29 protein-coding genes are annotated in these 16,960 nt (G+C 62.4%); 6 read left to right on the top strand and 23 right to left on the bottom strand.

Annotated features, from left to right (window positions below):
* Positions 1–16: 16 nt before the first annotated feature.
* The 22 genes from C4S68_RS17610 to C4S68_RS17500 all read right to left on the bottom strand — a co-directional run bounded on the left by C4S68_RS17610 (position 17) and on the right by C4S68_RS17500 (position 12,693).
* Positions 17–400, bottom strand: a complete 384-nt coding sequence (locus tag C4S68_RS17610; RefSeq protein ID WP_103934403.1) for an HNH endonuclease — start codon at positions 398–400, stop codon at positions 17–19.
* Positions 401–409: 9 nt separating this feature from the next.
* Positions 410–1,129: a hypothetical protein gene (locus C4S68_RS17605; protein WP_103934402.1), complete on the bottom strand. Its 720-nt coding sequence runs from the start codon at positions 1,127–1,129 to the stop codon at positions 410–412.
* A 4-nt stretch (positions 1,130–1,133) separates the two neighbouring features.
* A complete protein-coding gene (locus tag C4S68_RS17600) occupies positions 1,134–1,871 on the bottom strand; it encodes a hypothetical protein (protein WP_103934401.1) in 738 nt (245 codons plus the stop codon).
* An 82-nt stretch (positions 1,872–1,953) separates the two neighbouring features.
* Positions 1,954–2,295: a hypothetical protein gene (locus C4S68_RS17595; protein WP_103934400.1), complete on the bottom strand. Its 342-nt coding sequence runs from the start codon at positions 2,293–2,295 to the stop codon at positions 1,954–1,956.
* Positions 2,296–2,802 carry a glycoside hydrolase family 24 protein gene (locus C4S68_RS17590; RefSeq protein ID WP_103934399.1) on the bottom strand — a complete coding sequence of 169 codons (507 nt, stop codon included), beginning with the start codon at positions 2,800–2,802 and terminating at the stop codon, positions 2,296–2,298.
* A gap of 110 nt (positions 2,803–2,912) precedes the next feature.
* Positions 2,913–3,155 (bottom strand): hypothetical protein, encoded by a 243-nt coding sequence (locus C4S68_RS17585; RefSeq protein WP_160115218.1) that lies wholly within the window; start codon positions 3,153–3,155, stop codon positions 2,913–2,915.
* Positions 3,156–3,203: 48 nt separating this feature from the next.
* A complete protein-coding gene (locus C4S68_RS17580) occupies positions 3,204–3,617 on the bottom strand; it encodes a hypothetical protein (RefSeq protein WP_103934397.1) in 414 nt (137 codons plus the stop codon).
* Between the two features lie 330 nt (positions 3,618–3,947).
* Complete coding sequence (locus tag C4S68_RS17575; protein WP_103934396.1) at positions 3,948–5,219, bottom strand: helix-turn-helix domain-containing protein; 1,272 nt, start codon at positions 5,217–5,219, stop codon at positions 3,948–3,950.
* A gap of 30 nt (positions 5,220–5,249) precedes the next feature.
* On the bottom strand, positions 5,250–5,552 hold the full coding sequence (locus C4S68_RS23280) for a hypothetical protein (RefSeq protein ID WP_103934395.1): 303 nt from the start codon (positions 5,550–5,552) through the stop codon (positions 5,250–5,252).
* Positions 5,549–5,866: a helix-turn-helix domain-containing protein gene (locus C4S68_RS17565; protein WP_160115217.1), complete on the bottom strand. Its 318-nt coding sequence runs from the start codon at positions 5,864–5,866 to the stop codon at positions 5,549–5,551. Before C4S68_RS17565 ends, C4S68_RS23280 begins: the two co-directional genes overlap by 4 nt.
* A 35-nt stretch (positions 5,867–5,901) precedes the next feature.
* On the bottom strand, positions 5,902–6,219 hold the full coding sequence (locus C4S68_RS17560; RefSeq protein ID WP_103934393.1) for a hypothetical protein: 318 nt from the start codon (positions 6,217–6,219) through the stop codon (positions 5,902–5,904).
* On the bottom strand, positions 6,216–6,512 hold the full coding sequence (locus tag C4S68_RS17555) for a hypothetical protein (protein ID WP_146072199.1): 297 nt from the start codon (positions 6,510–6,512) through the stop codon (positions 6,216–6,218). The genes C4S68_RS17560 and C4S68_RS17555 overlap by 4 nt, the downstream gene beginning before the upstream one ends.
* 274 nt (positions 6,513–6,786) lie before the next feature.
* Positions 6,787–7,095 (bottom strand): DUF4031 domain-containing protein, encoded by a 309-nt coding sequence (locus C4S68_RS17550; protein WP_103934391.1) that lies wholly within the window; start codon positions 7,093–7,095, stop codon positions 6,787–6,789.
* Positions 7,092–7,301 carry a hypothetical protein gene (locus C4S68_RS17545; protein ID WP_103934390.1) on the bottom strand — a complete coding sequence of 70 codons (210 nt, stop codon included), beginning with the start codon at positions 7,299–7,301 and terminating at the stop codon, positions 7,092–7,094. The genes C4S68_RS17550 and C4S68_RS17545 overlap by 4 nt, the downstream gene beginning before the upstream one ends.
* 172 nt (positions 7,302–7,473) lie before the next feature.
* Positions 7,474–7,884: a hypothetical protein gene (locus tag C4S68_RS17535; protein ID WP_146072198.1), complete on the bottom strand. Its 411-nt coding sequence runs from the start codon at positions 7,882–7,884 to the stop codon at positions 7,474–7,476.
* A 65-nt stretch (positions 7,885–7,949) separates the two neighbouring features.
* Positions 7,950–8,699: a hypothetical protein gene (locus tag C4S68_RS17530; protein ID WP_103934387.1), complete on the bottom strand. Its 750-nt coding sequence runs from the start codon at positions 8,697–8,699 to the stop codon at positions 7,950–7,952.
* A gap of 52 nt (positions 8,700–8,751) precedes the next feature.
* Positions 8,752–9,123 (bottom strand): hypothetical protein, encoded by a 372-nt coding sequence (locus C4S68_RS17525; protein ID WP_103934386.1) that lies wholly within the window; start codon positions 9,121–9,123, stop codon positions 8,752–8,754.
* Positions 9,124–9,210: 87 nt separating this feature from the next.
* Positions 9,211–11,142 (bottom strand): ParB/RepB/Spo0J family partition protein, encoded by a 1,932-nt coding sequence (locus C4S68_RS17520; protein WP_160115216.1) that lies wholly within the window; start codon positions 11,140–11,142, stop codon positions 9,211–9,213.
* Positions 11,139–11,705 carry a hypothetical protein gene (locus tag C4S68_RS17515; protein ID WP_146072197.1) on the bottom strand — a complete coding sequence of 189 codons (567 nt, stop codon included), beginning with the start codon at positions 11,703–11,705 and terminating at the stop codon, positions 11,139–11,141. The genes C4S68_RS17520 and C4S68_RS17515 overlap by 4 nt, the downstream gene beginning before the upstream one ends.
* 250 nt (positions 11,706–11,955) lie before the next feature.
* Positions 11,956–12,243, bottom strand: a complete 288-nt coding sequence (locus C4S68_RS17510) for a hypothetical protein (RefSeq protein ID WP_146072196.1) — start codon at positions 12,241–12,243, stop codon at positions 11,956–11,958.
* A complete protein-coding gene (locus C4S68_RS17505) occupies positions 12,228–12,416 on the bottom strand; it encodes a hypothetical protein (RefSeq protein ID WP_103934382.1) in 189 nt (62 codons plus the stop codon). Before C4S68_RS17505 ends, C4S68_RS17510 begins: the two co-directional genes overlap by 16 nt.
* Positions 12,409–12,693 (bottom strand): hypothetical protein, encoded by a 285-nt coding sequence (locus C4S68_RS17500; RefSeq protein WP_103934381.1) that lies wholly within the window; start codon positions 12,691–12,693, stop codon positions 12,409–12,411. Before C4S68_RS17500 ends, C4S68_RS17505 begins: the two co-directional genes overlap by 8 nt.
* Before the next feature lie 251 nt (positions 12,694–12,944).
* On the opposite strand from C4S68_RS17500, the gene C4S68_RS17495 reads away from it, so the two are divergent.
* The 4 genes from C4S68_RS17495 (at position 12,945) to C4S68_RS17480 (ending at position 14,894) form a co-directional block, all read left to right on the top strand.
* On the top strand, positions 12,945–13,124 hold the full coding sequence (locus C4S68_RS17495; RefSeq protein ID WP_103934380.1) for a hypothetical protein: 180 nt from the start codon (positions 12,945–12,947) through the stop codon (positions 13,122–13,124).
* A 173-nt stretch (positions 13,125–13,297) separates the two neighbouring features.
* The gene (locus tag C4S68_RS17490; RefSeq protein ID WP_103934379.1) at positions 13,298–13,888 is read left to right on the top strand and encodes a hypothetical protein; all 591 of its coding nucleotides are present in this window, start codon (positions 13,298–13,300) and stop codon (positions 13,886–13,888) included.
* A complete protein-coding gene (locus C4S68_RS17485) occupies positions 13,885–14,427 on the top strand; it encodes a hypothetical protein (protein WP_103934378.1) in 543 nt (180 codons plus the stop codon). Before C4S68_RS17490 ends, C4S68_RS17485 begins: the two co-directional genes overlap by 4 nt.
* Before the next feature lie 2 nt (positions 14,428–14,429).
* Positions 14,430–14,894, top strand: coding sequence for a hypothetical protein (locus C4S68_RS17480; protein ID WP_103934377.1), 465 nt, complete (start codon positions 14,430–14,432; stop codon positions 14,892–14,894).
* Between the two features lie 110 nt (positions 14,895–15,004).
* Here the strand turns inward: C4S68_RS17480 and C4S68_RS17475 are convergent, their stop codons facing one another.
* Positions 15,005–15,646 carry an HIRAN domain-containing protein gene (locus tag C4S68_RS17475; protein ID WP_103934376.1) on the bottom strand — a complete coding sequence of 214 codons (642 nt, stop codon included), beginning with the start codon at positions 15,644–15,646 and terminating at the stop codon, positions 15,005–15,007.
* A 65-nt stretch (positions 15,647–15,711) separates the two neighbouring features.
* Here C4S68_RS17475 and C4S68_RS17470 point away from each other — a divergent pair, with 65 nt between their 5' ends.
* Together C4S68_RS17470 and C4S68_RS17465 are read left to right on the top strand one after the other, a co-directional pair.
* Positions 15,712–15,963, top strand: coding sequence for an AlpA family transcriptional regulator (locus tag C4S68_RS17470; RefSeq protein ID WP_103934375.1), 252 nt, complete (start codon positions 15,712–15,714; stop codon positions 15,961–15,963).
* 20 nt (positions 15,964–15,983) lie between these two features.
* Positions 15,984–16,955 (top strand): hypothetical protein, encoded by a 972-nt coding sequence (locus C4S68_RS17465; protein WP_103934374.1) that lies wholly within the window; start codon positions 15,984–15,986, stop codon positions 16,953–16,955.
* The last annotated feature ends 5 nt before the right edge of the window (positions 16,956–16,960 follow it).

Raw genomic sequence — 16,960 nt, 5'->3', positions numbered from 1 at the left:
TACTTACACGACGCCGCTATCCGCCTCGCTTGCGAGCGTTGCCGAAGCCGCCATCTTCCAGTGCTGTCTTGCGGCTGTGGTCAGAGCGCGTCAGCCCTTGCCAGTTGCTCTTATCGCGGAACAGCACCACATCGCCGCGATGTGGCTTCTTATGGTCCACTACCTCAGCAGCGAACAGCCTGCCATGATGCTCACCGAAGATGTCCACCGCGACGGGATTCTCAGCCAGGAACGCCTTGCTCTCGCGTCGCCACCACGCATCGTAGAGGCGAGCTGCAGCAGACGGGCGGGTATCCTTCCCCGCTCCATCTGCCTCGCAGCCGTCACAATACCGCTTTGGCAGCTCGACCAGCTTGTTACAGCCAGTCTCACGCCACCGCGCACACACTTGCTTCGGCATTCGACTCTCTCACCACAAACATCGCTTCGTTACGATGCACGCCAGTTTGACACCCGTATCGCCAGCACTTAGCACACGCTTCCACCACGGCTGCGGAGCCATCAAGCGATCGGACTCGATGCGCAGGTTCGTCACGATCCTGCCACCTTGCTCGCTCGTTACTGCGGCTCCGTCCAACGCTCGCTGCATGGCCGGATACAGCGCGTGATAGTCGTCCATCACTTGCTTCGCCGACACCAGCACACCGTGCGCATCATCCGCCGTCGTTCGCTCCTGAGCGTTCAGCGCATCCAGCTCGGCGCTCTCATGGCGTAATGCAGCTTCCACCTCGCCAGCTGTGCCACGAAACGTGGCCAGCGTACGATCCAAGTCTGCTAGCGTCCCACACGGCGCTTTCGATCCGCACGGCCGGTTGATATTCGCGAACGTCGCTCCAAGGTTTCCACGCGTCTCGTCTACAAGGCCTGCAGCTTTGTCTTCGACCGTCACAGCGCGATCGCCGACCTTCGTGAAGCTCGTCAGGAGAGCGTCAGCACGTTGCGGCAGCGACTCGCTCGCAGCCGCAACGTTCGACGCATGACTCAGAAGCGGTGCCAACCCGCGATCGGTGGACCGCACCAACACGCGCACCTGTAGGGCAGCCACGCCAATGGCGATAAGGGCAAAGATCCCTGCACCAACCAACAGCGACTTCCCCGCACGGCACGCGTAGATCCACCAGGACGTCATCGCGCTACTTTCCCCAGCCGAACATCAGGCCAATGACAGGCTGATATCCCGTTCCACCACCAACGCTGGACTTGATGACACGCACCGTCGGCACCAGGAACCATGCGCTGCCATCACTCTTTGGCTTGAAACGCAAAGGCACGGCGACACCCGTAGACCACGCCCAGCCTGTATTCACGCCCGTAAACGAGATCCCCGCCGATGTCGGAGCGAGCACATCATGCCCCGCAATCGTCGCAACCCGCTGCGCGATCCCAGCACTGATGTTCGTCGACACCGTAAACGGCTTCGTCCCATTGGGCAGGATGTCCAACATCGTGAATGCGTATGTCCCGCCAGCATAGCTATCGGGGCTGATGGTGAGCTGATGAGCGTACAGCGCCGAGCCCGCAACCGCCGGCGTAGCACCCTGATTGAACGACGCTCCAGCGGCATACAGATTCGTCACGCTGGAGCCCGTCGACGCCGTCTGCGCCGAGCACGGAAGCGCGAAACCGCCGAACAGCAGAATCCACACCAGCGCCTTATCTGGACCGGCTCCAGACGCGTCCGATGGGGCCAGCGGCGACTTCACCAGCAGAGCGGCAACGGCCAGCGCCGAAGACATTCCGCAGACAGCCAGGAGATGCTTCAGGCCATCAGCGGTGAGGTTGAACGTCGCAGGCGACGTGAGATTGGCGATCAGCGCCGAACAGAACGACGAGATCGCAATCGCGATGATGCTATGCAGCCATGCCTTCATAGTGCTTCTCCTTATCCGCCGTTCGGCGGTCGTTCCTGCCTTACTCTCTCCAGGCCCGCCAGCTTGGCCCATCCAGCAACGTTCAACCCAACGCCACACTCACCGGCGAATCGCCGATCCGCTCGACATCCATCCCATCGAGCACCATCCAGCCCAACGCCACCGAGTTCTGAAACCTGCTGCCGCCGTAAGGACCGCCGAACGCGCACAACCTGCGCACGCCATTCGCCATCACCACTCCGACCACAACGCCCGGCAGCACCTGCACATCGCGGAAGCTCACAAACTTCGCGATCGGCTGGCGCTCAACGTATCGCAACAGCGCAAGCTCTTCCGGATGCATCAGGCGCCATGGATGCATGCGCCGGTACCGCACATCCCAGGTGCGCACCGACTTACCCAGCGTCACCAGCTGCGTTGCCATCTACGCCACCGAACCTCGCAGCTGCGAGTACTTCCCCATCAGGTCGACCATCTTCTTCCCGCCTGGCTGCGCATACGTGTTGCCCGGCATGCTCGCCCAGATGTTCGAACACGCTGCAATCGCTTCCTGCACGCGACCCTGGCCCAGCAGCCTCAACGCGCCACGCTCACGCATCAGCTCCAGCGCCGCACGGTCCTGCGACAGCGGAGAGAAATCACCCAGCTTCAACTGCAGCGCCAGCTGGATCCAGCCACGACGCATGAACTGATACCGGCCAGCCGCGTCCGAGTACAACGGCTTCGATCCAGCCACCAAAGGGTTCGCCGCGCGAATCAGCTTCGGCGAACGATTCATGAACGGATGCTCGGAGAAGTCCGTGAAGATCTCACGACGCCCATCAGCACCGGTGACGATCACGTTGTAATCGCTTCCTTCGCTCCAAGCGATCAGGTCCAGGAAGGCGACCAGCTCCGCTCCGCCAGCCTGCTCTGCAGTGATTACGGCCATCTCGCAACTCCACACTCGAAACGGTGAAGGCCTGCACGCGGCGAAGCGTACAGGCCTTCGGCAGTCACCTTGGCAAGTGACAGGTTTTCGCGGCAGGTTCTCCGCGAAGCTTAGTGACGTGTGGCGTGAACGATGACATCCACGGTGCCCGTGATCAATGCCGCGACCAGCAGCCACACGATACGCGAGAGATGACTCCGGATCTTGCCAACGCAATCTTCCACAAGGGCCATCCTCGTCGTCAGTGATGGGTCGTCTTTCCCTGAGCCCTGGTACAGGTCCACATCATGCTTATCGACCTGCCTCCGCATTCGGGCAACGGTCGATCTTAGTTCGGCGAGCGTCTCCGCCATCGCTTCGCACCAACCTCTCTGCGTCGTGTGGTCGGCTGCGTTTCCGCGTTAGTGCACACCGAGATAACTTCTCACCTTGTCCTGCGCCGCCTCGATCGCATCCACGTCGGTCCAGTGCCGCCGGATACGCTCAACCCGCTGCTCGTCCGTAAGGTGCGCCGTCTTCGAAACACCGCGCAGCCCAGCGTTGGCTTCGACCTCGGCTCGCGAGATCGCGCGGCAGGACTCTCTCTGCTGCGAAGCCACAATCGGAAGCATCCCCAGACTCGCAGGCCTCAGCTTCGCCGGAGCTCCCTGCGTCGTACGCAGCTTGAACCCGATGAGCACACCACTTGCGTCTTCCACGCGTTCCGCCTTGCGCTGTCTCACCAGCAGATCGCCCTCGAAGAGGGTGACATGCATCTGCACCCGCAGATTGCCGGTACGGCTGTCTTCCACACACAGCTGAAAACGCTTCGACACGATCTCGTCTCCATTCAGAGGAAAGCCCGATGCACTCTCGAGCGCGCACCGGGCCGGCGGGGATGGATAAGCAGCGATCAGGAACCCAACGTCACTTCGAGACGCACCGAGGCCGCAACTTTACGGCCACTACGACCCGCTTCTCGCACGGGTAGCGGATGCCTCCGTTGAGGCCTCCACGCTGCTCTCGCAGTCACGCTGTTACCTGCTCAACAAACAATGCAGCATCGCGGCTGGGTCTTCAATGTCACTTCTGACATAACGAGAAATCGCCAATAGCCATGCGGCCCCAGAGCATGCTTCCAGATTCCACGCAAACACTTTTCCACATCACATGAGCAGCCGAGTGTCGAGTTTCTTGCCGCTGGCGAATTCGTAGAACAGATATTTTCCGCCCCGCCGGATCGGGCACGCGCGAAGCTCATGCTTCATCCACGGCCACATCTTCACGTCTGTCCAGAAGCCATCGGCGTAGAACCGGCGCACGTCCGGACAGCGCACCTGCAGCAGGTACGGCTTCGCGGCGAGGTACAGCGACCACATCTCTCGCATCACATCGCCGCCCACCGCCGGCGCACACTCCTGCTCGCTGCAGAACCATTCCAGCGCTCGCTGCACCGCCAGGTACAGGCGACGACGCGCAGCACCCGGAGCTATCCCGGTGCACGCCAGCACCGCAAGAACCTCCCGATGCACCTCGGGATCGTCCGCCTCCACCGGCGCGCGCTGGCGACGCTGCCCGCGCGTTGAGGCCGCACGCACCGCCTCACCAGGCCAACCCGCTATCCCAGCGCTCTTGTCCTTGCCGTTGCTGTTGCTCTTGCAGATCTCCGCAGCGACGGAAGGGGGTAAGGGGGATGGACAGGTAAACTCCTCACACTCACTACAAGTACTCGAGGGCAAACATTTTGTTTGCCCCCCACAAACATTTTGATTGCCCCCGGCAAACATCTCCACGTCAAAAAAAACGCCTGCACGCTCCGTATCCACAGCCCCAGCCGATGAATCTTCCACACCCTGGGCGGCCGTTTCAACCGTCGTGCAGCTCGCGACAAACGACGCCGCGAGGTCCTCCATCGTTGCCCCAGCCGACAAATCCAACCTGCCCTGGGCGGCAACGTCCCGCACCTGCTTACTTCCAATCGGCACCACGCGTGACTTACGGCCGCCACGGCGCACGCTCACCTCGGCGTTGGTCCTCACACGCCGCCTACGCCAGTACCTGTCGCGGTTCGCCTGCGACCGCTTGAGCTGGAGCCACCGCTCGCGCTCTTCATCGCCCATCGCATCCAGCAGCCCGGGCAGCTCGTACTCATTCGTCGAGCTCGGCTTCACACCACGCTCAGCCTCCACTACCACGGCAAAACGTAGCACCATGCCCCGGCGCTCAAGCTCCGCCAGAACTCGCCGGCAATGTCCCGGAGAAAGCATCGCTTTGCCGGCCATGTCCGTAATGTTCTCCCACGAGCACCACACCGCCGCGTTGTGCTGGAAGCACAGCCGCTCTAACACGCGCAGCTCCGCCGGCGAAAGCGGATTCCCATCCCGGCCCATGCGGCTCGCCGCCAGGCCGTTGTAATACCACATGTCTTGCACACTCACGCGAACACCGGCCCCTAGCTACTGATTCCCTCAACCACGCTCAACCCTGCAGCGCATCCACTGGCCCTTGAGAGCCTTGTATGAGAACCGGTCAAGAGCGACGGTCTCCACGATGTCTCCACTCTCATCGAGTACATCTACGAAGTGGCTCTGGAGTTCCCCGTTGACTTCGACAAGGCCCGAGATCGACGCCCGAGTAAGAACGGTCAACACTCCCGCGCGGCCTGCTCCGAACCGGATACTCTCGCAGAGAATGAGTTCATCACCCGCTATGCGAGCAAGGCGCAAGCCAACCGCGTTCGCGGGGAGCATCTCAGAGAGAGCCGCGCTCATTCCCCACCCCGCAGCAGATCTCCCAGCACCTTGCGAGCGTCCAGCTGGCGGCCACGATGACGCTGGAGATCTTCAGCGCGCTCGAGGATCTGCGACGCCGGCAATCGAAGCGCGTACGCGAGACGCAGCAATGTCCCCATCTGCGGACACAATGCATCCTGCTCGTACCGCGCATAGTTGGCCTGCTCGACATCAGCACGCCCCGCGGCCTGCGCCTGGCTCATCCGGAGCTCAAGCCGCCGAGCCCGCAACACCTCGCCGATCGGCAGCTGCGGTTGCACCGCCGCCGGCCATGGTCCTTCCGCGTTCGCCATACTCCACCCCGCCACGCTCATCGATCCCATTGCACTCATCGCACCCACGGCCTATCCCACACCACGCTGGCAAAGAAGTCCGGATCCTCCGGCTGGATCTCTTCCAGGAACTCCGCAAAGTTCATCAGCCCGCGCCCGCCCTCACGCTTCACATCGATCGGCTGCTGCCGCAGCTCGAGGTCGCTGAGCTCGCGCGGGCCATCGCCGCTCAACAGCCCACGCCGCTTCGCTTCGGCCTCAGTGGCCACCTGGTGCACGCGCAACACCGTGGCCACGGCCTCCGCCACCGACCGCGCAAGGAACCACTCCCCCTTGCGCGTCTCATACACCCGCAACCCCGAGGCAAGGTTCATACGGGCAACATCTCCGGCTTCTGCCGGACAAGGTAGAGATACAACACATCGCCTCTCTCATTGCGTGCATCGCGCAGTTCGTAGCCAGCAGCCTTGGCGCGCTTCCGCATGTGCAGCACGGTCTGCGTCGCATGCGAGCGATCGCGATTTTCGACGACCTCCGCAAGCCCCTGCGGACAGTTCGCCACCAGCTTTGCCCACAGCTCACCGAGGCGCCCCATGGCTGGACGCACCGGCGCCGCCGCTGCGGGGATCTCATCGATGCGGATAGAACGGGAACGAAGATTATCCAAGAGACGCGGTCCTTTCGTGATGGGAGACTCGGTAGGTAATTCCTCCGGAAGCGGCACTGGCTCCCGAGCGGGCACGGGTGCAGCAACAGGGGCAGCCTTACGGCAAAGGCCGCGATGTGTAGGTTTGCCACATCCACGACTGCAGAGACTGGGTACAGGGGACGGCGCTGGTAGCGAAGCCGCATTCCCTCGACGCGCCTGGCAACTCCGGCAGAACACGAGGGGATTACTTGGCGCAAGGCGATTCATACATCCCAGCGCAGCGCAGATGCGATCAGTCGGCATTGTTCCCTCCAAACAACGTCGGCGCCGCAACTCCACGCCGGTCGCGCATGAACTGCACCATCTGCTCGCGTGTGTGCTCGATCGCACCCAGCTCCACAGCCTTCTTCCGCTTCGTGCCCACCAGGTCGTAGTGCGGCAGCCTTCCACCGTCCGGCTGAAACCACGCACGCTTCATCCCGATCGAGCGCGCCATCGCGTGCAGCTCCTCCGGCGTGTCCGCATACATGTGGCAGCTGTGGTCCCAGCGAAAGCTGTCAGAGCCGCCGTGCCGCAGCAGAGGATCGACATACACACTCATAACGCCCGGACCTCCTTCACCCACCACCAAAGCACCACAGGCCAGCCGAGCGCGATCATCGTCACCAGCACAGCCCACTCCGCCAGCGCCAGCCGGCGCAGGTTGCGGCCCCGCGCCACCAACACATCCCAGGCACACACGAACATCAAGCTCGCCGCCCCGATCGCCAGATACACCGCCAACCCATCCACCCAAAGCCAGCTCATCGAGGCCTCCGATATCGCCACTTCGTCCACAACACCGCGGCCAATAGCAGCGCATCAACGTGGATGACATACAAGCACCAGCCATTGCCTTGCTGAGTCAGCCACGCCGCAGCCCGCAGCAGGTCATCTGAGCCGACCACACCCGGTATCCTCACCACCACCACGTCATGGCTCACGCCCGGGTCTCCTCTGCGATCTCGTCTGCCAGCTCCTCGGCGCTGCCCAGCTGCAGATCCGCATGCTGCGCGACCGCCGCGAGGAACGCGTCCATCTCCTTCGTCCAGGCCTCGCCGCCAGCCCCGGCAAAACCGGCGAGCGCGTCCCCCAGCATCCGGAGCCCATTCGCATAGCGGGTAGCTGCCAGCCGCTTCTGTACAGCAGCATCCAGGTCCGCAGACGCCTTGCGCTCGCACCCCATGCACTCCGCCAGGTGCAGGCGCGCGGTACGAAAGTTCTCCGTCACCATCGCCAGCGAGGTCTCATAGCTCACGTGCACCGTCACCGGCGCCGTCCGGGGACTCTCCAGGCGCGTCGCAGACCCTTGCACGCTCGCCGCAACGCCGGCCCCGCATAACTTCATCACTCGCCTCGCCCTTCACACCGCAGACAAAAAACGGACCGGCCCCGTCTCAAAGACCGGTCCAACCGTTACGCGATGACGACTGTCTTCTCCGGCAGCTGCGAGACCAGCCAGTGCTTCACCACGAGCGCCGTGTCGTGCTTCCACTTGTCGGCGTCCACCTGCAGCAGCGCGATCGTCGGCAGCTTGTTAGGCTCGGCCTTGAGGCGCACTAGGAACTCGCTCTGCACCGGATCGATCTCACGGAAGGTGCGGTAGGCCAGCAGCGGGATGCGGCGCGGCAGCGGGACTTCGGTGTGGCTCGCTGCCCCCTGCCGAATCTCGATCGTCTGCGTCAGGCCGTTGTCCTGCGTCTTGATCGAGCTCTCGCTGCTCAGCGAGCTCGCCAGCTTCTGCAGCGCGATGACGTTGTCCGTGGGCCGGAAGCCGGACTCCAGCTTCAGCAGGAAGGTCTCCGGCTGCAGATAGCTGTCGAAGGGGAACGGATTGACCTCGTCGCACACCGCCTGGAGATACACCTTGCGTCGCCCATACTCATCCGCGCGCAGCGACACGAGCTGCACCGTGAGATGGTCGACGACATGCACTGCGGTCTCTTCTGCGCTGAAGCCATCCACACCGGCCCCATACGCATCGATGAAGCCCGAAAGACTCGTAAGCGAGACCACCGGAGCCGCAGGCGGAACAATCTGCCCCTGGATCTCGAGGCCATACTCGGTGGGAAGGACTTTATAGTGGCGTCCTTCGACGGTGTGATCGAGAGGCTGCGGCTTGAAGAGCCGGTAAACCGCATCGAGTGTTTTTTCCAGATCGAACATCCTGAGACTCCCCGCGGGGCTACCGCGGCACTACGGTTGTGGCTGCGGACAATCAGCCCGCTGCAGGCTTGAACTCGATAGGAGCCGGAGGCGCCTGGCGTTGGGGTGGGCTGAAGATGTTCATCTGGCGCGGATCTTCGTTGAGCGCATAGAGGAAGCCCTCCGCGTCCTTGCCGATGAAGATCTTCGAGTTACTCGGCCGCAGTGGAGCGAGATTCACGCTTGGATCGATTTGCACGTCCAGCGTGACGCGGTCATCTTTCGGGACGATGGTGACCTTCAGCGTGATCACCCGTTTGGCGCGCGCCTCCGTGTTCACATCCATGACGTTCGCCAACACTTCGGCGAGCTTCAGATCGAACGCTTCGATCAGTGCCCCCCCACAGATGTTGCCGATGTTGATTGGTATCGGTTCGTGCTCCATAGCTTCCTTCCCCTCTTCGCATCACCCTTTACACTGCAGACAAAAAACGGACCGGCCCCCAGCGTTGAAGACCGGCCCACGTGTGCGCTATCCCACGGTCTGCGCCGTGATCTTTCGTGAACCCTTGGCCTTCGGCTGAGCCTTCCTCTTCCCAGCCAGGCGCTTCTTCATCTCAGCCGCGATCTTCTTCCGCCGCTCCGGAGTGAGCGTCGGCTTCTTCGCAACCGCCTTCTTAGCAGCCGTCTTCTTTGCCATGGCCTTCTTCGCGGGCGAGCCTTCACCCTTCGGCCAGGGAACGCCCTTCGGGTACAGCCGCTCCGACCAGGGCGCAATGCCGCCGTCGTGGAAGTGCTTGGCTGCGATCTGCGCGCCATCGAGGCCTACGCTCTTCGCCAGCGCGAAGACGTGCTTGCGGCTCTCCGCAACGCCGCCCTGCTGCATCAGCCAGTAGCTGTTCGCATGGAAGTAGCCAGCAAACTCCGAGCAGAAGACGATGAAGGCTTCGAGCGTCTCGCCGCCGAGCTCCGGCATCACAGCGAGGATGCGCTTGCGCCACCCCGCAGCATCCTGCTGCTTGTCTGCGACCAGCCGCACCGCCTTGGTCGCATCCAGCTTGCCCAGGATCGCGAAGAGAATCTTCGCGCGGATCTCGCGCTCGATCTTCTCGACATGAGCCGCCTCTTCCTCGGCCTTCTTCTGCGCCGCAGGATCGGGCCGCTGCGAAGTGTTTCCCGCAGCCTTCGGCTTCTCCCACTCCTTGCGGTGCGTCTTGCAGCCCACCGCGATGCACACCTGCAGCACCTCGCCAGGCTTGCGCAGCTTCTTGTCGTCGCCCATGTAGCCGCGCTGGCCGTCGTCGCTCCAGTCGCACGTCACGCCCGGACGCACGTTCACACAGCTGCCCGGCTTCGCCTCGATCCACTGACCCTGTTTCAACACCTTCGCGGGGTTGGCGGTCTCACCGCAGCGCCCCGGCGTCTCGATGATCACCTTGATATCGTTCGGCACCACCGAAGGTTTCACGCTCGAGGCCTTCCAGCTCAGCCGCGGCACCAGCACCTTGGGCTTGGCCTGCTCGTCATGCCCGGCCTTGCGCATCTCAATCTGCACAAACCCGGCCGTCTTCGCCGCAAAGCATGCACCGTCCGTGCACGTCGCTTCGCCCATCACGAGATCGCCAAACAGTGGAGCGTTGGCCTTCGTGTTCTTCGGGCACTCCGAGCACGGCCCCACATCGGGCAGCAGGTAGTCTTCCTCCGTCAGCGACCAGGGAGCGCGGCTCAGCAGAATGCCCGACTCCGCTTCGATCCACGCCTTCAGCTTGACGACAGACTGCGGTTCCCATGTGTAGTGACGGAAGCGACGCTCACCCTCAGCCTCAGCCTCCTTGCGGTCCTCAGCCTCCTGCGCAACGCGCGCGAGCCGCTCCTCGAGAACCTTCTCCACCGTCATCTTCGCGCCGGCACTGTGGTCCAGCGTCCACTTCAGCGCCGCGTTCTGCTCCGTCTCCGCCAGGCGAGCCAGCAGCAGCGCATGGTCGATGGTGATCAGCCTCGCCCGCAGCGCATCGCTCGAAGGCAGCGTCAGCGCGTTCAACCGCAGCGACTTCGCAATGTAGCTCTGCTCTTTGCCCACCCGCGCCGCGACCGCAGCAATCGAGCCCGAAGCCTCCAGCAGCTCACCGAAGGCCTGCGCCTCCTCCACCGGGTCCACGTCGGCGCGCTGCAGGTTCTCAATGATCTGAGCGTCCCTCGCCTCTGCGTCCGTCATCTCGCGGACCTCGCAGGGCACAGTCACCTTGCCCGCAAGCTCGGAAGCCCTCAGGCGGCGAGCGCCATAAACCAGCTGGTAGGAAGACTCTCCGCCCCACCAGCGCACCAGCACCGGCGTCTGCACGCCATGCTCGCGGATCGATGCCGCCAGCTCCTGCAGCTTGGCCTCGTCAAAGGTGCGCCGAGGGTTCGTGCTCGAAGGCCGGATCTCTGCAATGGGAATCTCAACAATCTGTCTCTCGCTCACCAGGCACGCCCCTTGCCCGCGAGAAACAACGCGACGATCAGGGCCGCTACCGTCCAGCCAAGAAACTGCCACGCCCACCAGGGCGTGCCCTGCTGCCGCTTTGCCTCATCCTCGACATGGATGCGCGGCAGCTTCGCCATCAGCGCGGCGCGACGTTCGCGATTCGCCGGCTCGTCCTTCACCAGCGTCGAATCGAAGTCCTGCATCAGGTCGCGGACGCGCGCGCCCTGCGGCATCGACCTCCCAGCCCACGCCGCCATCACCGCGCGGCGCAGCTCCTGCGACTCGTCCCGGTTCAGGATGCCGCCCGTCTGTTCGCGGAACCACGCCGCATCCAGCGTCGCCGGGTTGATCCGCAGCAGCCGCATATCCCGCAGCAGAATCGCCGCCACCTGGGGCAGACACTCGCCGCAGAAGCCGGTCCTCCCCGCACCCGCATTGCATCCCGAGATCGCGCACAGGATCTTGATCCCGCATGCGCCCCTCTCACTCTGGCCCAGGCCTTCGCCCGCCTGGACCTCCCTCGCCGTTGGCGCTATCGCCACTGCCATTGCCGTCTTCATACTGCCCTCCGCCGGCGGAATCGTGGCCGCCGAACCTTTTCGCGCAGCTCCGATGGCTTGGAGTTCCTGCGCTGAAAACTCTTCCTGTAGTCCCTCGCGCGGGCCTCTTCGTCGGCACGCACACAGTCCGGGTTGCTGCACCGCGTCGCATTCGAGTTCAGAAACGCGCACTCATCGCCATCGGCCAGCTTGCAAGGCTCCTCCCGCGTGCAACCGCAGTACTGGCACGTGCCCGGCTTGGCGTAGAAGTTCACTTCGGCGGCTCCGAAGGCATTCCCAGCACCCACAGCAGCACGTCTCGGAGCGCTATTTCGGGTGCGCCGTAAGCGCCATCGGATGTCGCAAGGACGCCGAAGCGCCATGTAAACCACTCGTATGCGCCGTTCTCGCCATCACCAAAGACGCCGCAATCTATTCCTCCCCCGACATAGGGAAGGTAGACATACACCGCGATCGGGCACGTGTAGCGCAGCCGCACCTTGGACAAGGCAGCCACCAACGCATCCGGAGGCGCTTGAGCCTTTACTCTGATTTGCATTGCTGTGTCCTTTCCTGTGAAACATCGCGTAGCCACGCGCGCTCGGCGACAAGCTCCGCCGCGGCCTGCTCATGCGTGCGCAGAAACATCTCGCGAACCCGCGAAGGCTCCGGCCCCATCGGCGTGGAGAAGGCAATGAACTTCGGCGCGTACTCGATCAGGCGCTCAGCCATTGGCCACCGCCTTCGCTGCGCAGCGGCGACCTATCGGCGTCACGCGGTAAGGCGCGTGGCGCACGGGCGGGGGCATCTTGAGCAGGCAGCCGGCGAGGACAAGCTCGCGCATGCAGCGGTTGGCGTGTCCCTTGCTCTTTCCGAGTTCGCTGGCGACCTCAGACAGGGAGGGCTCATCGCCCTTGCGCTCGCGGACCGCGATGTACGCGACCAGCGAGCGCTGGAGAAAGGGCGCAAGCGGGGGAAGCGTCGATGCCGTTGGCTTACGGATGTTCACAAGAGGAACTGTCGCCGATGCTACGAACTTTGTAAAGGAAATTCGTAGCGTTCGCAGCGAAAATATCGTAGCTTACGCGTAAGCCTCCGTTGCGAGCATTCCCGCAAGCGCAACGCGTTGACAGTTAGGGGCTTGGAAAGCAAGATAGATGAACCGAATCAAACTAGGTTCCCCGATGGACGCATTTAGCCGAGCAACACCCCGTCCTGCGCCACATACTCTCCATGCGCAACTGCGCATGGAGATGAAGCATGAAGGCAATAAAGCTGGCTGTTCTGGGCGTGGCGATTGCGGCTGCGGCCCTCACTGCAACACGGTTTCAGAACGCACAAGCGCAGACCTCACAGGCAGTCCCGGCGGCTCCGCAGTCGTCCATCGTTCCGCCGATCTGCGCTCCGGGAGATCCGGGCTGCTCGTCGACGCTGCAGTAACGAACCGGGTTCGTGCGGCGCACCTGGTCGGCAACTCCTACGCCGCACGAACATTTCTTTCAAGCTGCGCGGTAACAGCCTGCGGGCTCGAAGCCGCGATTATCGTTTGCATCATTGCTCGCCGAAGCGGCGGTCGCTGGCCCTCAATCCTGAGCTACTGCATCGTCAACTTCGTGGCATCCCTGATCGCTTACCACTTCCGCCTCAATAGCGTCCGCTACTTTTACACCTACTACACCGCCGAGGGACTTAGTGCGCTCCTGCGAATCTGGGTGATGTGGGACGTTCTTCGGTCGATCCCCGGGCGCGGGTTGCGCCCGCGGAACGCGTGGATCGCACTGCTGTCGATGGCATCGGTCCTCGTTGCCGGGTGCATCTGGATGGCAGTTGGCGAAGCCCGGACGCCGGTCGCGTTTCTGAATGCTGTTACCCGGCTGAACATCGCCTGCTGCTACATCTGGATGGCGTTTTTCACCACATGCCTTTGGACTGTAAAGCGCGAGATTCTCTCGTGGAGTCGCGACGGGATGCAGATCGTCCAATCGCTCACGGCCCAGGCCAGCACCGCCGTTCTAAGCTCACTGCTCCTGACTGGCACCGCCGCCTCTTTAGTGATTGGCTACCTCATCAGCTCCGCCATGGGCGTCTTTGTCTTGATTGCATGGCTGCACTGCTTTACCCGCAAACCTGAAATCGTCTCCCTACCCGAACGCATCGCATCATCTCTGCCGAGTTTCACACGCGCCCAAGGGACTTCATTATGACTTTCCTCTTCGATCTGCCTCATCCCCCGATCTCCGCCGCGATCCTGGCTGGAGCAGGACTTCTCACTTACGCCTACAGGCTCACCCCCCGTAAGAAGATCGACCTGGTGACAGGCTGCCTCAACGAGGCAGCACACCTACGGACGGGCCGATTCGAGCCGATCATCGAATTCCTCGAGGAACCCGGAACAGCCGAAAAGCGGGAGCAAGCGCTTTGGGACGCGATCGGCGGGATGGAAGGCCTCAAACAATTCGCCGAGGACGCAAGGCATATTGTCGCCATCCTTCAGCACTGCGTTGAGCATGACCTCGTCGATCCGAAGCACGCAGAGGTAGTACATGCATGCGCAAAACAGCAGGCGAAGTATACGGAGCTCGCCCTGGTCGAAGAGCGCCTCTCAACCGGTACGCCGCAACAGCGCCACATGGCGGCCTATGCTGCTGTCCAGTACCATTGGGAGGTGACCTACAGAACTCTCGCTATGTGCCGCGTATCAGGGGCCCCGGACTTCCTGCTTGCACACGGAGCTCTTCTCTAGCCATGCCCACTTCGCGCCCAAATCTTCCCGTCGAATCGAGAGAACTGGAGATCGAGAACCTGCGCAAAGAGTTCGCGGATCTCGAGCAATTCTTCCAGTCCGTGGCGCCACTCAAGTTCGATCGATATAAGTTCGTGAGCGCCCAACTTCAGAAGATCGAAGGGGAGCCTCTCGCCTCCGAATCAAAGCCCACGCCACAAAAGGCAATCGAAGGAATCTTGCTGGCTGCAAGGCGCTACATGAGCCGCAACGAGATCATCGACGCACTCGATAACCGCCGGCATTTTGACGGGCCGAGCAAACGCGCAGAGAAGACAAGCTTTTATGGGGCGATCAAGTACAACACCATCGACTCCAACAACTTCCCATGGGTGAAGATCAATGGCGTGCTCTGGGTCGGCATGCCTGGATTTCCCCTCCCTCCACATGACTCCGAGGATGAAGTCGAGTTCCCCGCGTCGAAGTGATACGAAATTCGTACCAATTGCTACGAATTTCGTTGACACCGTTTAGACGCCACGGCATGCTGTGAGACATGCCGAACCGCTACGAAAGCCGAGCAGCCGTCGATACCTCGTCAGCTCTCGGGCTCCGGCTCCGCAAGCCCGAGCTTCAGCAGCGCGATGCGTGCTCCCAGCACCGGCTTGAGATCGTCCTCACGCTCGACCTCGTCAACGGAATACATCACGGCGTGCCACTGCCAGCCGACGCGCATCGAGTCAGCGACCCATCTCGCAGTCTCACTCGGCAGGTAGCCGATGCAGCGGTCCCGCTCCGTGATCACCTCGATGGCGTTCGGATCAAACTTGTTCTCCGGATCGCTTCGCAACCTCAGCGTCTCGAAGGCCTCACATCGCTTCAGCTCCGCCTGGCGCGACGTTCGGTCAGCGTTCTTGTGCGTCACCCCGGCCACACGAGCCATGTAGAGTTCGGCCTTCAGCTCCGCTACGAGCTCCTGCAGCAGCGCCTGCTTCCGCTCCTCCATGTTGACGACGTGCGCTCGAGCACGCGTCACAATCTCCTCCGGCGAGACCACAGCAGGCTGCAGCGGCGTGAGGCGGTTCGATTCAGCGGGAGGCCTCTTCGCACCCCGCGTCGCCAGAATCACCAGGATCAGCACCACCCCGACGGCAACGCCGATCAGTCCTCCAATGTTGCCGTCCTCCGAGTCAGCGCTCTTCCGCAGCAAAGCAAGCGCCAGCCAGCCCGCACCTAGCATCTCCACGAACCACCTCCGCAGTGAAGTTTTCTTCCGCAGAGCCTATCACGCACCAGGAGCCAAGCATGCCGAACCCCAGCGAAGCCATCGACGTCGATCCGACGCCCCATCAGCAGGCGGCCGCCTGCATCCCCAACCGCATCCTGCGGTTGCCGGCGGTGATGGCCGCGACGGGACTCCGCACCACCACCATCTACATGCGCATGCGGGATGGCAGCTTCCCCAAGGCCGTCTCCCTGGGCGGCAAGTCCGTAGGCTGGCGCGCCCGCGAGATTGACGCCTGGTGCGCCAGCCGCATGTCCGTCAGCGCGCAATGAGCCCCGCCCTCACATCCCCCTTGCCAGCCGAAGCCGCAAGCCGTAGCCTTGTGGGCGAAACGATAGAGCAGGTGACGCCCGAGGATGCCGAGCTGGATACGGCGGCAGCGGAAGCGTCCGCCCTCGAGGGGGATGATCCGTTGGCAGGACCTTCACAAAAAGAATTCACCGACCTCTTAGTTCGCGTTGCAAAGATCGAGGAGCGCCTCGACCCAAAGTATCGATCATTACATCACGTCCTTATCGGTGTCGCCGCGACAGCAGTGGTGGGCTGGGTAGCCTGGGTATCCTTCAGCATCGCAACAATCAAGCAGAACGTTTCGGACGCCAACAGTGGCAAACCCCTCATCACGGCTCTCCTAGACCCCAAGAGTCCGCAACAGCTTCAGGCAAGCCTTTCAACCGTCATCGCCACAGTCGAGACCGCCCAGGTGCAGGGCAAGCGTCCCGATCAGAAAAAGGTAGGGGAGTTGTCGGCCGCAATGACTCATGTCGTCGAGCAGCACCCAACGCTGCCCCAAGCATGGCAAGCCGCCGCAGAACTGGTGAATTACAAGTTCGCCGCCGACTCCCAGGCGATCCCTCAGACCGACTGCAACACAGCGACCCGGCAGATATTGCCCGATATTTCGGACCTTGACGAACGGCCGCTAACCAAGGACTCGCCCCCTCAACCGGACGGCCTTCTCGTCGATTTGAAGAATTGCCGCCTCGATCTGGATGATGAACGCTTCTGGACGGTCGGCGAAGGGAAGTCGATACTGATCTTCCAACACGATCACCCCCAATACAAAGACATCGTCCTTCGCCTTTCGATGGTCGAAATACACTATTCTGGCGAGAAATCCCTGGCACCTATCTCAAGGATCTTATTCAAGAATTGCCGCTTCGTCATAACGTCGCCAACAGCGATACCATCAGCTCCAGGGCGCAGGATCATGACCGAGCTGCTCGCCGCGACAACGAACGAAGGCAGCGTTTCCGCAATCTAGAAGAT

The sequence above is a fragment of the Bryocella elongata genome, from assembly GCF_900108185.1.
Taxonomy (GTDB): domain Bacteria; phylum Acidobacteriota; class Terriglobia; order Terriglobales; family Acidobacteriaceae; genus Granulicella; species Granulicella elongata.
This window is presented reverse-complemented; position numbering and strand designations above follow the sequence as displayed.